We start from the raw sequence: 14,838 nt of genomic DNA, 5'->3' as shown, positions 1-14,838 counted from the left end.
TTGTCGCGCCATCCTAGCGACGGGGTCTGTCATCCCGGGGCCGTAGGATCGTGCCCCATGAGCACTCCCCGTCCCGAGACCGACCGCTGCCCCGGGCTGACCCGCCCGTTCCGCGCCAGTGACGGCGCGATCATCCGGGTCCGCAAGCCCGGTGGCCGCCTGCCCGTCGAGGTGCTGCGCCACCTGCTGACGATCGCGGAGCGCTGGGGCGACGGTCGGGTCCAGGTCACCACCCGGGCCAACCTGCAGGTCCGCGGTCTGGCCCTGGAGGCCGACGGTTCGGTGCCCATCGAGGTCGCCGACGCGGTCCGTGCGACCGGGCTGATGCCGCCCAGCCACGAGTTGGTCCGCAACGTGCTCTGCTCCCCGCTGCCCTCGCTGACCCGCCCCGACCTGCAGCCGATGGTCGCCGAACTGGACGACGAACTGCTCGACGTGCCGCTCCTGGAGGAGCTGCCAGGCCGCTTCCTGTGGGTGCTGGACAACGGCTCCGGCGACGTCGCGGGCGAGCCGTGGGACGTCTGCTACCAGGCGATCGACGAGGACCACGGGCTGGTCTCGGTGCAGGGCGGCGGCACCTGGCAGGCCTCCCGGACCGACGCCGTCTCGACCATGCTGGCCCTGGCCGAGGAGTTCCAGCTGGCCCGGACGCAGGCCACCCGGCCGGTCTGGCACCCCGCCGAGCTCGGCTTCGACCTGGGCGAGGGGCTCCCCGACGCGACCGATGCCCGGATCACCGTCACCGCTCCGGCCACCGTCGGCACGTACGGCCCCGACCTGCTGGCCGGCGTGCCGCTGGGGCTGTTCACCGCGGAGATGATCCGCGCGCTGCCGGCCCTGGCCGATGTCACCCTCACCCCCTGGCGCCAGGTGCTGGTCCCCGGCGCCGCCGTGGCGGCCGCCACGTACGCAGCGGCGGGCTTCGTGGTCGACCCGAAGGACCCGTGGGCCTCGATCAGCGCCTGCACCGGCCTGCCGAACTGCGCGAAGTCAGCCATCGACACCGTCGCCCTGGCCGAGCAGCTGGCCGAGGCCGCCGGTACCGATCCCGGCATCACTGAGCGCCCGGTGCACGTGTCGGGCTGCGACCGGCGCTGCGGCGAACCGCACGGGGACCACGTCGACCTGCTCGCCCCGGCCGACCTGGCCGAGGCGCTGGCCCAGCTGGCGCAGCAGCGTGAGTCGGAGCAGCAGCGGGAGCAGGAGCGATGACCCTGCCCGCCCGGCCGCCCCAGCTGTACGACTACGACACCGACGGCACCTCGATCTACCGGAAGTCGTTCGGGATGATCCGCGCCGAGGCCGACCTGGACCGCTTCGCGGAGCCGGAGCGTACGGTAGCGGTCCGGATGATCCACGCCGCCGGCGATACCGGGCTGGCCGAGGCGATCGCCTTCTCCCCCGGCCTGGTCGAGGCGGCCCGGACCGCGCTGCGCGCCGGGGCCCCGATCTACACCGACGCGACCATGATCGCCGCCGGCATCACCCGGCGCCGGCTGCCGGCCGACAACGACGTGCTCTGCACGCTGAGGGACCCGCGCGTCGCGCAGGTCGCGCTGGCCTGGGCCACCACCCGGAGCGCCGCCGCGGTCTCGCTCTGGGACCGGCTCGAGGGTGCCGTGGTCGCGATCGGCAATGCCCCGACCGCCCTGTTCCAGCTGCTGGAGATCGTCGCCGCGGGAGGCCCCAGGCCGGCCGCGGTGATCGGGATCCCGGTCGGGTTCGTCGGTTCACCGGAGTCCAAGCAGGCGCTGGCGGACAACCCGTTCGGCCTGGAATGGCTGGTCGTGCACGGTCGGCGGGGCGGTTCAGCACTGGCCTCGTCGGCGATCAATGCACTCGCCCGCGAGCAGGAGATCTGAGCGTGCCGGTACCTCCGCCGTGGACGTGCGGCCTAGTATCGTGGCGTGGCCCTATCCGACACGCCGCCAGACCGCTCGCCGGGCCTGTCGCGACCGTACGCAGCGCGTGACGGGGGCCTCGTCCGACTCCGGATCCCGGGCGGCCGGATCACGTCCCAGGTGCTGCGCCAGCTCGCCGATATCTCCGCCGAGCACGCCGACGGGCTGCTGCAGCTGACCATCCGCGGCAACATCCAGCTGCGCTCGATGCGCCTGGACAGCGCCGGCGCGGTGTCGACAGCCGCCAGCAACGCGCTGGTCGCCACCGGGATCGTGCCCTACAGCCACGAGCGGGTCCGCACGATCATGTGCTCGCCGGTGCCGTCCTCCCGCCGCCCGGACCTGCACCCGATGGTCGAGGACCTCGACGACGCGATCCTGGCCGAGCCCGACCTGGCCGACCTGCCCGGCAGCTTCGTCTGGGCCCTGGACGACGGCGGCGGCGACATCGCCGCCGAGCGCTGGGACCTGTGCTACCAGGCCGTCACCTCCTCCGCGGGGATCGTCGCCACGAGCACCGGCGAGACCTGGGAGGTACTGGCCCGCCAGGCCGTCCCCACCCTGGTCCGGCTGGCCGGGGAGTTCGCCACGCTCCGCCGCCAGCAGGACCCGCCGGCCCTGCACCCCTACCAGCTCGGCTTCCGGCAGCAGTCCCGCTTCGGCGCCCGGCTGTCGATCGAGCTGGGCGCCGCCGGTTCACGTACGTTGCACCGGGGCTCCCGGCTCCGCGTCGGACCGGTGGGGGACGACCTCGTAGCCGGCGTACCGCTGGGGCTGCTCACCCCCGAGATGATCGACCTGCTCCCCCGCGGGCCCGTCACGCTCACGCCGTGGCGCCAGGTCCTGGTGCCGGGAGGGGCGTACGACACAGCGGCCTACCGTGCCGCGGGCTACGCCATCGACCCGGCCGAGCCATGGGCCCGGGTGACCGCCTGCACCGGGGCGATGGGCTGCGTACGGACCGAGGTGGACACCATCGCGACCGCCGAACGACTGGTGGACGCGGTGACCAACGGGGAGGTCGTCCTGTCCGAGGACGTGCACATCTCCGGCTGCGAGAACCGCTGCGGAGCCCCGCGCGGGGAGTACGTCGACGTGGTCAACCCCCGGCACGTGGTGGTGGCCATCGATGCGATCGAGGAGAGGCGCTACGGCATGCAGTCCGACGAGAAGTCCCCGGGAGTCGGCCGGTGAGCGGGCACCTGTGGGGTGTCGGCGTCGGTCCCGGTGACCCGGAACTGATCACCCGCAAGGCGGCGCGGCTGATCGCCTCCGCCGACGTGGTCGCCTACCACTCCGGACCCCGCGGCGAGTCGATCGCCCGGACCATCGCCGCCGAACTGATCCCCGACGGGGCGGTCGAGGAACTCCTCCGCTACCCGGTGACCACCGGGCCCTCCACCCACGCGCTGGGCTACTACGGGCAGATGGCCGACTTCTACGACGAGTGCGCCGAACGCCTCGCCGTGCACCTGGCCGCCGGACGCGACGTCGTGGTGCTGGCCGAGGGCGATCCGCTGTTCTACGGCTCGTACATGTACCTGCACGACCGGCTCGCCGACCGCTTCCCCGCCGAGGTGGTGCCCGGGGTGCCGGCGCTCGCCGCGGCGACCACGGCCGTCGGCACCGGCCTGGCCCGGCACGAGGACGTGCTGACCGTGCTGCCGGGCACCCTGCCGGTGCCCGAGCTGGCCCGCCGGCTGGCCGACACCCAGGCCGCCGTCATCATGAAACTGGGGCGTACGTTCCCCGGGGTGGTCGAGGCGCTGCGCCAGGCCGGGATGCTGGAGCGGGCCTGGTACGTGGAGCGGGCCAGCGGCGCCGGGCAGCGGGTGCTGCGGGTCACCGACGTGGACCCGGGGTCGGTGCCGTACATGTCGATGGTGCTGGTCCCCGGCCCGGACACCCGCGCCGACAACGCGGGCCGGTCGGCCGAGGTGGGCATGGTCCCCGGCGGCATGGTCCCCGGCGACCCGGCGCCGGCCGAACTGCTGGTCGTCGGCCTGGGCCCCGGACCGGACGGCTGGCTCACCCCCGAGGCCTCCGCGGCCCTCGCCGGGGTCTGCCACGTCGTCGGCTACGCCCCGTACGTCAACCGGGTGCCCCAGCGCGCGGGGCTGCAGCGGCACTCCTCCGGCAACACCGTCGAGGTCGACCGGGCCCGGTTCGCCCTGGACCTGGCCCGGGCCGGGGAACGCGTCGCCGTGGTCTCCGGCGGGGACGCCGGGGTGTTCGGGATGGCCGCGGCCGTGTTCGAGGCCGCCGAGGACCCGGCGTACGTCGATGTCCCGATCCGGGTGCTGCCCGGGGTGACCGCGGCGCAGGCCGTGGCCGCCCGTGCCGGTGCCCCGCTGGGCGCGGACTTCGCGCTGATGTCGCTGTCGGACCGGCTCAAGCCCTGGCCGGTGATCGAGGACCGGCTACGCCACATCAGCCGCGCCGACCTGGTGCTGGCGCTCTACAATCCGCGCTCCAGCGCCCGCCCCGACCAGCTGTTCGCGGCACGCGACATCCTGCTCGAGGAGCGCGACGCCGAGACCGTGGTGGTGATCGGCCGGGACGTCGGCCGGGCCGAGGAGTCGCTACGGGTGACAACGCTCGGCGAGCTGGACCCCGCGACCGTGGACATGAAGTGCCTGGTCATGGTGGGGGCCCGCTCGACCCGGGTCACCCCGGGCGGGCAGGTGTGGACGCCGCGGTTCGTCGAGGACTGAGCAGGTGGCGACGAGGCTCGTGGACGTCGAGTTCTGGCCGGCGACGGGATTCGTCGACCAACCCTGGCTCGACGACCCGGCCGCTGACGCCTTCGCGTCCGCCCCTGAGCAGTCGCACGAGATCCGATTCGTGGGCGGTGGGCCGATGAACAACACCTCGCGCGACTACGTACGAGCTCTCACAGACCCACGGCGGTCGGACGGTGCGCTTCGTACTGGCGTGACGGTCAGCTCACTCGTCACTCGATCCTGAGCGCCAGGGCGTGCAGGCTCTCGACGACATCGGCGACGACCCCGGTCCGGTCGGGCACCTCGCCCGCCTCGCGTGCCAGGAAGATGCCGTCGAAGAAGGCGAGGGCGACCGGCAGCAGCCGGTCGGCGACCCGTTCCGCGCGCTCCTGCCCCCAAGGCCGGTAGGCGTCGATGAGATTGGTCCGCAAGCCTGCAACGCCCTTCTCGCGGACCGCGCCCACGCGCTCCCGGATGCTCGCCTCGTCCTCGGCACCGACCAGGAAGGCGAAGTAGAGCTTCAGGAACGCCGGGTGCGCGAAGACCGCGCGGGTACTGCCGTCGATGACCGCGTGCAGCCGCTCGCGGGGATCATCCTGACCGGGCCGGGCGGCGGCCGCCGCCACATCGTCCAGGAAGGCCTGCTCGCCGCGTTCCATCACCGCTGCCAGCACGCCCACCTTCGACGAGAAGTGCCAGTAGATCGAGCTGGACGGCACGCCTGACTCCTTGATCAGTTCGGCCATGCTCGTGGCACTGAAGCCCTTGGTGGACATCAGCCGCTCAGCCGTGTCGAGGACGGTGTCGCGGGCGGGCTGACCTCGGTCGACGGGCTGGTGGGTGGTACGGGACATGGCCCGCATCCTACGGGTCCCCTGCCCCGCCGCGGCGTTCTGCGGAATCCACTCTTGACGACCCCTGTGACACACCTTACATTCATCGTACTGGAATGATCCATCCAGTTCCCGGACAGAACAGGACTCCTTCGATGACGCAGGAACCCACCACCTCGCCTGGCTCCCCCGACTTCGACGCCGACGTCGCGATCGTCGGCTACGGACCGGCCGGCGTCACGGCCGCCACCTACCTCGGCATGCAGGGCGTGTCCGTGATCGTCCTGGAGAAGGACGCCGACCTCTACAGCCGCGCCCGCGCCGTCACGGTCAACGACTGGACGATGCGGATCTTCCAGGATTTCGGCATCGACGAGATCGTCAAGCGCGACATGGACGTCGCCCGCGCACTGACCTGGAAGACGTACGACGGCAAGGTGATCTTCCGGCTCGGGTTCACCGACGGCGGGCTGGGCCACGCGGAGTACATGATCTACCAGCCCGACATGGAGCGGGAGATCCGCCGCAACGCCGAGCAGTTCGACAGCATCGACCTGCGCCTCGGCCACACCTTCACCGGGATGACCCAGGACGCCGGCGGCGTCACGATCACCGCCCAGGACACCGACGGCGCGGACTACCGGTTCCGCGTGCGCAACGTGCTCGGCACCGACGGCGGATCCTCGAGCGTCCGCAAGGAACTCGGCTTCAACATGATCGGCAAGACCCGTCCGCGGCGCTGGCTGGTGATCGACGGCGAGATCACCAAGTGGTGGCCCGAGTGCAACGAGCTGGTGTTCTGGTCCGACCCGGAGCGTCCGGTCGTCGACATCCCGCTGGCCAAGGGCAACCACCGCTGGGAGATCCCGCTGCAGGAGGGCGAGACCGACGCCGACTTCGACACCGAGGAGAAGGTCTGGGCGCGGCTGAAGATGCTCGGCATCGACGAGTCGAACGCCCGCCTGAAGGGCTGGGCGTTCTACAGCCACCACCTGCGCCACCTGGAGGCCTGGCGCGGCCGCCACGTCACCCTGATCGGCGACGCCGCACACCTGATGCCGCCGTGGGCGGGCCAGGGCATGCAGTCGGCCATCCGGGACGCCCAGAACGCCGCCTGGAAGTACGCCCTGGTCGCCAAGGGCCTGGTCGCTGAGGACATCCTCGACACGATCCAGTCCGAGCGCTGGCAACACGTGGCGTTGATGACCGAGATGACCAAGCAGCTCGGCTTCCTGATCGAGGCCGACGACCCGAAGCTGATCAAGCTGCGCAACACGCTCGGCCCCTACGTGATGCACCTGCCGGGGCTGTCGAAGAAGATGCTGCCCAACACCGACACCAACCGCTTCGAGGTCGGCTGGGTCACCGGGCTGCCGAAGAAGGACAACGCGCTGGGCCGGATGATCCCGCAGCCGGAGGTGTATGCCACCACCGGCATCATCCACCGGCTGGACGACCTGCTCGGACAAGGCTTCTTCGTCCTCGGCCTGGACACCGACCCCCGCGAGGCGATGACGCCGGAGCAGGTGTCCGGCTGGGAGCGCCTCGGCGCCCGGCTGATCACCGTCGTCGCTTCCGCCGCCGCCCGCAGTGACGCGGACACCATCGTCGACCACACCGGCACGCTGCGCCGCTGGATGACCAAGTACGGCGCCAAGATCATCGTGCTGCGCCCCGACCGCTTCGTCGCCGCCGCCGACCCGACCGGGCTCGACGTGCCTCCGGCGCGCGGAAACCTGGAGTTCACCGCCAAGCACACCTCCGTCTTCCCCAAGAACCTGCGTGAGTTCGCCCGCTCGCTGCGCGCGAACCTGCCGGTCTGATCCCCTGCGTTCCGACTCGACCCGCCCCAAACCCCGACCCTCCAGGAGAACAACCATGATCCAGTCCCTCGGCTACGCCGGCTTCACCTCCCCACGCCACGAGGAGTGGCTCGAGTGGGGCCCGAAGTACCTCGGCCTCGAGGTCTCGTCCCACCGTGGCGCCGACGGCGCCGTACGCCTCCGCATGGACGACACCGCCTATCGCCTCGCCATCCACCCCGGGGAGCGCGACGACCTGGCCTACATCGGCTGGACGGTCGAGAGCGCCCGCGCACTCGCCGCCCTCGAGCAGCGGCTGCGTACGGCCGGCGTCGAGGTGGTCCGCGAGACCGAGCTCGCCGCCGAGCGTGGCGTGGTGGAGCTGATCTCCTTCCACGATCCCTTCGGCCTGCGCAACGAGGCAGCCTGGGGCGTCACGACCTACCCGAGCACCTTCCGTCCCGGGCGCCCGATGTCCGGCTTCGTCACCGATGACGGCGGACTGGGGCACATCGTGCTGATCACCCCCAGCCTGGAGCAGTCCGAGGCGTTCTACTGCGACCTGCTGGGCTTCGCGCTCACCGACGAGATCCAGCCCACCGGCGGTCCGCGGATCCACTTCTACCACTGCAACCCGCGCCACCACTCCCTGGCGATGGCCGAGATTCCGGGCATCACCGGTGTGCAACACCTGATGCTGGAGACCCGCAGCCTGGACGACGTCGGCACCGCCCTCGACCTGCTCAAGGCCGACGGCCACAGCATCCAGATGAACATGGGCACCCACACGAACGACCACATGACCTCGTTCTACGTCCGTACGCCCGCGGCCTTCGACATCGAGTACGGCTGGGGCGGCCTGCTGGTCGACCACGAGCACTCCCGGCCGCACCGCTACGAGTCGATCAGCATCTGGGGCCACAAGAACGATGCCGGCCAGCTGCCGCCGCCCGGCATCATCCGCCCGCTCGGCCAGCCGGCCGAGGCCGAGGTCCTGGCATGAACCCGATCACCTCACGCGACGTGCTGGCCGGCGAGCACCTGCTGCGGGTGTACGAGGCCGGCGACCCGTCAGCGCCGACGATCCTGTGGCTGCACGGCTCGGGTCCGGGCGCCGGCGCCCTGTCGAACTGGCGGGCCCTGCTGTCGACGATGCCGTCCTACCACCACGTCGCCCCGGACCTGCTGGGCTACGCCGACTCCGAGCACCCCGACCTGCCGCCGGGGGTCCCGGCGACCGTCGCCGCCAGGGCCGCGTCGATCCTCGCCCTGCTGGACGAGCTGGGCCTGGCCAAGGTCCATGTCGTCGGCAACTCGATGGGGGGCATGATCACCCTCCGCCTGCTGCTCGAGGCACCCGAGCGCTTCGATCGGGCGATCCTGATGGGCAGCGGCGGCGCGCCGGTCCCGCCGACCGAGGACCTGATCCGGATGGTCACGTTCTACCGGGAGCCCACCCCGGCGACGATGCAGGACCTGATCGGTCGGTTCGTCCACGACACCGCCATGTTCGGCGACCGGCTGCAGGAGATCAGCGAGGACCGTACGGCGGTCGCGACCCGTCTCGACGTGCGCCGCTCCCACGAGGCGACCTTTGCTCCGGGCGGAGAGCCGCTCGTCTACACCGCCGAGCAACTGGCGACCATCACGCAGGAGGTCCTCCTGGTCCACGGCCGCGAGGACCGGATGATCCCGCGTGAGGCCTCCTGGTACTTCGAGGAGCACCTGCCCAACGCCCAACTGCACGTGCTGCCGCACGCCGGCCACTGGGTACAGATCGAGCAGGTCGAACGGTTCCGGGCGCTGGCCGAGCTGTTCCTGGGCGAAGGCGCCTGAGCGCGGTGGAGCACAACTGAAGGTGAGGGCTTTCTGGCCGACGTCGGCAAGAAAGCCCTCACCATAGGCTGTCTGGGCGGGAGCCCCCGCTACCGCGGCACCATCGTGTTCGTGACCACGGCGAGCAGTCGGTCGTCGTCATCGGTCACGTCCACCTGGGCGACGACGATCGTACGACCCATCTTGACCAGCCTGGCGACGGCGTGCGCGTACCCGGACGAGGCGTTGGTCAGCAGGTTGGTGCTGGACTGGACCAGCAGCGGGAACTGTCCCTGGGGTACGTGGCGCATCGCCAACCAGGTCGCGCAGACGTCGGCCAGGCCGAACAGGGAGGCCGCCGAGAACATCCCGGCGATCTGGCGGATGTTCGGCCGCAGCGCCATCTTCAGGTGCACGTGCTGGTCGTCGGCGCTGACCGGCTCCAGGCCGAGCGAGACGGCCACGTCGTCGACGTCCTCGTAGAAGTCGGCCCACTGGCGGTGGAAGTCGGGATCGGACATCGCGCTCCTCAGGTCTGGGGAAGGTCGTCGACGGCGGTGGACTGGGCGGCGACGCGCGCCGCCTCGGCCACCCAGAGGACGGCCGCACCGCCCTCGGGCAGGTCGACCTCGACCACGCCGTGCATACCGGCTTCCCGGGCGAGCGCACTGCCGGCCTCGTCCTCGGGCCGGATCGCCGCGACGATCCGCCGGCGGTCCGGCTGCTCCGCGAAGAGGGCCTCGAGCACGGCGGCCAGCCCGGCGCCCGATCCGGCGGCCACCTGGAGTTCCAGGTCGAGGGCGCCGACCGGGTACGTGTCGCGCAGGTGCGAGCCCAGGGCGTGCCTGACCTGCACCCGGGTGGTCGTCCCGTCTGCGTCCGTCGCCTCGCGGGCGCTCTCCCACCCCGGGAGGGCGTCCGTCGTACGGACCTGCTGCTGGTCGGTCATGCTGCCTCCTGTCGGCGGGCCTGCACGAGCGCCCGTACGGCCTGCTTGTCGATCTTGCCCGCGGCGTTGCGCGGTACCGCGTCCACCGCCCAGAGCTCGCGGGGCAGCTTGTAGCGGGCCAGCTGGGTCTCCCCGAAGGCGCGCACCGCGTCCAGGTCGGCCTCGGCACCCGCGGCGAACTCGATCACGGCGACGACCGTCTCGCCCCACTTCGGGTCGGGCGCGCCGACGATCGCGACGTCGCGGACGCCGGGCATCCGGTGCAGCGCCCGCTCGACCTCGGCCGGGTAGATGTTCTCCCCGCCGGAGATGACCATGTCCTTGCGCCGGTCGACGATGAAGTAGAAGCCGTCCTCGTCCCGGTAGCCGATGTCACCCGAACGGAACCAGCCATCCGGGAACGCCGCCGCGGTCGCCTCCTCGTCGTTCCAGTACCCGATGGTGACGTTCGGGCCCCGGACGCACATCTCGCCCGGTACGTGCGGGTCGGTGATGTCCTCCCCGGTCGCCACGTCGACCAGCTTGATCTCGGTGTACGGCATGGGTTCCCCGCACGAGCCGGCCTTCACCCCGGTCATCCGGGCGGGCAGGTAGGTCGCGAACGGTGAGGTCTCGGTCAGTCCCCAGGCCTGCTGGACGGCCATGCCCTTGGCCGCGTACTCCTGGATCAGCGCCGGCGGGACCGGGGCGCCGGCACAGATCGTGGCGCGCAGGCTGGACATGTCCGCGTCGTTGAAGACCGGCGACTTGGCCATCGCGACCAGCTGCGCGGGCACCAGGAAGGCCGAGTTGACCCGGTACTTCTCGATGTCGAGCAGGGCCTGCTCCGGTGTCACGGCGCGCCGGACGACCGTCGCGTTGCCGCGGACGAAGGCGCGGATGGTGAACGAGTTCAGCGCGCCGATGTGGAACAGCGGAGCCGCCGCGTAGTTCATGTCGCCCGGACGGGTGTCGACCAGGGTGTCGACGTTGATGGAGTTCCAGAAGATGTTGCCGAACGAGAGCATCACCCCCTTGGGCAGGCCGGTGGTGCCCGAGGTGAACATCAGGATGCCCAGGTCGTCCATCGAGCGGCGCAACGGCTCGGGGGTCTCGTGCTCGGCGACGTCGAACGAGGCCATCCCGGTACTGACCCGCTCCCACGAGGCCGGCTCCGCACCCGTCGGCGGGACCGCGGCGTCGTCGTCGATCAGCAGGACGGTGATGTCCTCGAGCCCCTCGACCTCCTCCAGGACCGAGGCGTGGCCGGGTTCCACGACGATCACCCTCGGGCCGCCGCGCTCGACCAGGGCGGAGATCTCGGCCGCGGCCAGGCGGAAGTTCAGCGGCATGAACACCCCGCCGGACCACCAGGTGCCGAACATGGTGACCAGGAAGCCTCGCGAGTTGAGGCCGAGGTAGGCGACCCGGTCGCCGGCGGTCACCCCGTGCGAGGCCAGGTAGTGCGCGAACCGGCGCACCCGCGCGGCGAACGCGCCGTACGTCCAGTCCTCCTGCTCGTAGACCAGGGCCAGCTTGCCCGGGTGGTACTTCGCCACCCGCTCGACGTACGAGGTGGGGTTGACGTCGATGTCGTAGATGTTTCCGCGTAGTTCCTTGACGCTTGTCATGCGGGGCCTCCTCGGAAGGTCAGGGGTCAGAAGAACGTGGAGATGTTCTTGGCCAGCAGCACGTTCGACTCGAGCAGGATGGTGCGGCGCGCCACCCGCAGTCTCCCGTCGGGGTGCAGCCTCAGCAGGTCGGTGCGCGAGCCGGCGTAGATGTCGACCTCGCGCTCCAGGCGGGACCGGTAGACGATGAAGGCCGAGCGGGCGGTGAACTCCCGGGCAGCCACCGTGCCGGTCTCGGTCGCGACGGGCTCGGTCCCGGACTGCTCGGTCCCGGCCTGCTCCGTCTGGGGCCGGCGACGTACGACGACGTTGGTGACCAGGTGACGGGTCCGCGAGGGCGGGTCCTCCGACCAGGCCATGCCGGAGTCGTAGCGACGGATCCGCCAGGCCAGTGACTCCTTGGTCTCGTCGTAGAACGCCGCCTCGCCGGGCCGGGCGACCGACAGTGCCTGCTGGCGGCGGGTGCGGTTGGACCGGGTGGGCAGCCAGTAGTGCAGGTCGTCGTCGAACAACTCCAGCCAGTCGGCGTAGCGGCCCTCGTCGAGCACCTCGGCCTCGTGGTAGTAGAACTGCTGGACCAGGTAGCCGAACCCGGCGTCGACCAGCGGGCCCTCGACCTCCTGCTGGGCGTCCGCGGCCGGGCCGAAGCCGGTCGGGTGCGGCAGGTGGTCGATCGTGCCGGTGTCGTTCGTGCCGGTGTCGATCGTGCCGGTGTCGGTCGTCCCGGTCTCGGTCATGCTCGTGTCGGTCATGCTCGTCCCTTCTGTCCGTGCCCGGTCAGGCCTGCTCGTGCCAGGCCGGCGTACGCATCAGTTCGGCCCAGCGCCGGTAGAACGCCCGGCCGGCGGAGTCCGACAGCAGCTCGGAGGTGGTGCCCGGGTAGCCGGGCTCCTCCCGGTCGCTGCCGATGCCCATCTGGTAGTTCAGCGGGGTGGTGTTGGTCATGAAGCCGTGCGCGATCGCCTGGCACTCCGACCAGTTCTCGCCGTCGTCCTGCTCGAAGATGCCGGACGGGCCGAACGTACGGAGGTTGTAGAGCCGCTGCGCCTCGCGGACCTCCTCGGGCATCGAGCGGTCCAGGATCGTCCAGGCCCACACCTCCATCCGGTCCGGCCCCTTGGGGTGCCAGACCCGGATCGAGCCGTTGATCGGCAGGTAGGAGAAGTTCGGGAAGACGGTGCCGTGACCGTTGGTCAGCGGGCCCTCGACCCGGGAGTCGCCGAGCCGCTCCCGCAGGGCGTCGTAGTCGTACCACTGGTGCACGGTCTTCGCGTCGAACCTGTTCTTCGGGTGCACCGGGAAGCCGTGGGCGTGGCCGTGGTCGTTGTGGAACTGCCGGCCCGTACGCTCGGCGATCTCCTTCTTCGGGCCCTGGCCGGTCGGCGAGAGCACCTGCAGGGCGGAGGCGTGCGACATGTTGACGTGGTACCAGTCGGTGGCGAACTGCTCGGCGGCGAGCTTCCAGTTGCCGTGCAGCACCCACTTCATCACCCCGCCGACGACCACGGTGCCCTCGGGGTCCCGGTCCAGCATGGCGTCCAGGTACCAGCGCATGTCGCCGAGGTCCTCCTCCAGCGACATCGCGTCCGGGTCCCAGTTGCCGAAGATGAGGCCGTGGTACTCCTGCACGTTCGGCACCTCGACCAGCCCCCAGTCCTCGCGCTGGAAGGTCTCGGGGTAGCCGCCGCTGTTGGGGACGGAGATCAGCGACCCGTCCAGGCCGAAGGACCAGCCGTGGTAGGTGCAGGTGAAGGCCTTGGCCTGGCCCTCGTCGGCGCGGCAGACCCGGGCGCCGCGGTGGCGGCAGGAGTTGAGGTAGGCGCGGATCCGCTTCTGCTTGTCCATCGTGACGATGATCGGGTCCTCGCCCATGAAGGTCTGGAAGAAGTCGCCGGGCTTGTGGAACTGGTCGCGGTGGGCCAGGAAAAGCCAGCTGCGGGCGAAGATCCGGCGCATCTCGGTGTCGTAGACCGTACGGTCGGTGAAGATCGCCCGGTCGACCGCCCCGGACCCGGGATCGACCATGGTGGACACGTCCGGCACGCTGGTCAGGCCCTCGGGCCGGCGCAGCCCTGAGTTGGCGGGGCCTGCTTCGCGGAGGCCGTTCGGCGCGAATGGGTTGGGCATCGTTGCTCCTTGGCGGCAGGGTGCGCGCATCTCAGCGGCGGGTCCATGCCCCGTCGAGTGCTGCGCTGCTACTCGTCGGCCGGCCCCCCACGGGGCCACCGGCACGTGCCCAGTCAAGCGGAAGTGGGAGAACTCCCGCAGGAGGTATGCCGAACCTTGGAACCACGACTTGACACCACCCGCTGTCCCGAACCTCGGAACGGCGCTCCTCGGCCACCAGTCGTGCCGTTCAGCAGCACGGATGGGGGTCGTGGGCGCTCACGCCAGCAGGTCGTCGACCACCCGCCCGATCAATCCCTTGCCGTTGGCCACGTCCAGGATCGACCCGGACGTGGTGATGCCGTACTTGCGGGAGGCCAGCAGCACGTACGCCCCGGTGTAGTCGACCGCCTCGGGGCAGCGCTGCAGCGCGGACTTCTTTGCCACCATCGTGGCCATGTCCAGGCCACTCACCGAGGTGTCGGCCAGGCCCATCGAGGCCGGTCCGCGCAGGTCGCTGACCATCCCTGCCGGCGCGACACCGTTGACCCGTACGTTGGGCGCCAGCTCGTACGCCAACTGCTTCACCAGGCCGGCGCCGGCGTGCTTGCTGGAGATGTACAGCGAACCGCCGCCGCCCGGGTAGAGCGCGGCGTTGGACAGCGTCATGATGAACGAGCCGTTGCTGGCCCGCAGCGCCTCCAGTGCGGCCTTCGCGGCCAGCAGCGGGCCCTTGACGTTGAGCCGGTAGAGCTCGTCGAAGCCCCGGTCCAGCTCCTCGGGCGTCATGTCGTCCAGGCTGCGGGAGAAGTCCCACAGCCCCGCGTTCGCGATGAAGGTATCGAGCCTCCCCCACCGGGCGACCGCCAGGTCGACGGCCTCCCGGTTCGAGGCGTACGTCCCGGCGTCGCCCTGCACGACCGCGACCCGCCCGGGATCACACTCCGCCTCCAGAGCCCGGCACTTGTCCGGGGAGTACTCCAGCACGACGACCCGCGCCCCCTCCTCCAGCAGGGTGTCGACCAGAGCCCGCCCCAGTCCCGAGCCACCGCCGGTGAGTACCGCCACCTGTTCGTCCAACCAACCCATGTCCGTCTCC

The 14,838-nt window shown here is 71.0% G+C and carries 14 protein-coding genes; 7 read left to right on the top strand and 7 right to left on the bottom strand.

Going from position 1 to position 14,838, the window contains the following annotated elements:
• The first annotated feature begins 57 nt into the window (after positions 1-57).
• From GA0111570_RS04370 to GA0111570_RS04355, 4 genes are read left to right on the top strand one after another with little or no spacing between them, the layout of a single operon-like run.
• Positions 58-1,212 (top strand): hypothetical protein, encoded by a 1,155-nt coding sequence (locus tag GA0111570_RS04370; RefSeq protein WP_092606823.1) that lies wholly within the window; start codon positions 58-60, stop codon positions 1,210-1,212.
• Complete coding sequence (locus tag GA0111570_RS04365) at positions 1,209-1,862, top strand: precorrin-8X methylmutase (RefSeq protein ID WP_092606820.1); 654 nt, start codon at positions 1,209-1,211, stop codon at positions 1,860-1,862. Before GA0111570_RS04370 ends, GA0111570_RS04365 begins: the two co-directional genes overlap by 4 nt.
• A gap of 45 nt (positions 1,863-1,907) precedes the next feature.
• Positions 1,908-3,095: a hypothetical protein gene (locus GA0111570_RS18005; RefSeq protein ID WP_092606817.1), complete on the top strand. Its 1,188-nt coding sequence runs from the start codon at positions 1,908-1,910 to the stop codon at positions 3,093-3,095.
• Positions 3,092-4,615, top strand: coding sequence for a precorrin-2 C(20)-methyltransferase (locus GA0111570_RS04355; protein ID WP_092606814.1), 1,524 nt, complete (start codon positions 3,092-3,094; stop codon positions 4,613-4,615). Before GA0111570_RS18005 ends, GA0111570_RS04355 begins: the two co-directional genes overlap by 4 nt.
• Before the next feature lie 239 nt (positions 4,616-4,854).
• On the opposite strand, the gene GA0111570_RS04345 is transcribed toward GA0111570_RS04355, so the two are convergent.
• Positions 4,855-5,478 (bottom strand): TetR/AcrR family transcriptional regulator, encoded by a 624-nt coding sequence (locus tag GA0111570_RS04345; RefSeq protein ID WP_175557311.1) that lies wholly within the window; start codon positions 5,476-5,478, stop codon positions 4,855-4,857.
• Between the two features lie 95 nt (positions 5,479-5,573).
• Between GA0111570_RS04345 and GA0111570_RS04340 the strand changes: the two genes are divergently transcribed.
• Genes GA0111570_RS04340 through GA0111570_RS04330 form a run of 3 tightly spaced genes read left to right on the top strand, consistent with a single transcriptional unit; the run spans position 5,574 to position 9,095 of the window.
• Entirely contained in the window at positions 5,574-7,280 is a 1,707-nt protein-coding gene (locus GA0111570_RS04340; RefSeq protein ID WP_092606805.1) for an FAD-dependent monooxygenase, read from the top strand.
• A 55-nt stretch (positions 7,281-7,335) separates the two neighbouring features.
• Entirely contained in the window at positions 7,336-8,262 is a 927-nt protein-coding gene (locus GA0111570_RS04335; protein WP_092606802.1) for a VOC family protein, read from the top strand.
• Positions 8,259-9,095: an alpha/beta fold hydrolase gene (locus GA0111570_RS04330; RefSeq protein ID WP_092606799.1), complete on the top strand. Its 837-nt coding sequence runs from the start codon at positions 8,259-8,261 to the stop codon at positions 9,093-9,095. Before GA0111570_RS04335 ends, GA0111570_RS04330 begins: the two co-directional genes overlap by 4 nt.
• An 89-nt stretch (positions 9,096-9,184) precedes the next feature.
• Here GA0111570_RS04330 and GA0111570_RS04325 read toward each other — a convergent pair whose 3' ends face one another.
• The 6 genes from GA0111570_RS04325 to GA0111570_RS04300 all read right to left on the bottom strand — a co-directional run bounded on the left by GA0111570_RS04325 (position 9,185) and on the right by GA0111570_RS04300 (position 14,828).
• Positions 9,185-9,595: a PaaI family thioesterase gene (locus GA0111570_RS04325; RefSeq protein ID WP_092606796.1), complete on the bottom strand. Its 411-nt coding sequence runs from the start codon at positions 9,593-9,595 to the stop codon at positions 9,185-9,187.
• An 8-nt stretch (positions 9,596-9,603) separates the two neighbouring features.
• Entirely contained in the window at positions 9,604-10,023 is a 420-nt protein-coding gene (locus GA0111570_RS04320; protein WP_092606792.1) for a hypothetical protein, read from the bottom strand.
• The gene (locus GA0111570_RS04315) at positions 10,020-11,633 is read right to left on the bottom strand and encodes an AMP-binding protein (protein WP_092606789.1); all 1,614 of its coding nucleotides are present in this window, start codon (positions 11,631-11,633) and stop codon (positions 10,020-10,022) included. Before GA0111570_RS04315 ends, GA0111570_RS04320 begins: the two co-directional genes overlap by 4 nt.
• A gap of 26 nt (positions 11,634-11,659) precedes the next feature.
• The gene (locus GA0111570_RS04310; RefSeq protein WP_217634009.1) at positions 11,660-12,385 is read right to left on the bottom strand and encodes an aromatic-ring-hydroxylating dioxygenase subunit beta; all 726 of its coding nucleotides are present in this window, start codon (positions 12,383-12,385) and stop codon (positions 11,660-11,662) included.
• 25 nt (positions 12,386-12,410) lie between these two features.
• Positions 12,411-13,760, bottom strand: a complete 1,350-nt coding sequence (locus tag GA0111570_RS04305) for an aromatic ring-hydroxylating dioxygenase subunit alpha (RefSeq protein WP_092606785.1) — start codon at positions 13,758-13,760, stop codon at positions 12,411-12,413.
• 258 nt (positions 13,761-14,018) lie between these two features.
• A complete protein-coding gene (locus GA0111570_RS04300) occupies positions 14,019-14,828 on the bottom strand; it encodes an SDR family NAD(P)-dependent oxidoreductase (RefSeq protein ID WP_092606782.1) in 810 nt (269 codons plus the stop codon).
• Between the last annotated feature and the right edge of the window lie 10 nt (positions 14,829-14,838).

Origin of the sequence: Raineyella antarctica, assembly GCF_900092135.1 — a bacterium.
Lineage (GTDB): Bacteria > Actinomycetota > Actinomycetes > Propionibacteriales > Propionibacteriaceae > Raineyella > Raineyella antarctica.
Note: the sequence above shows the minus strand (reverse complement) of the source record. Positions and strands in the feature narration are given on the sequence as shown.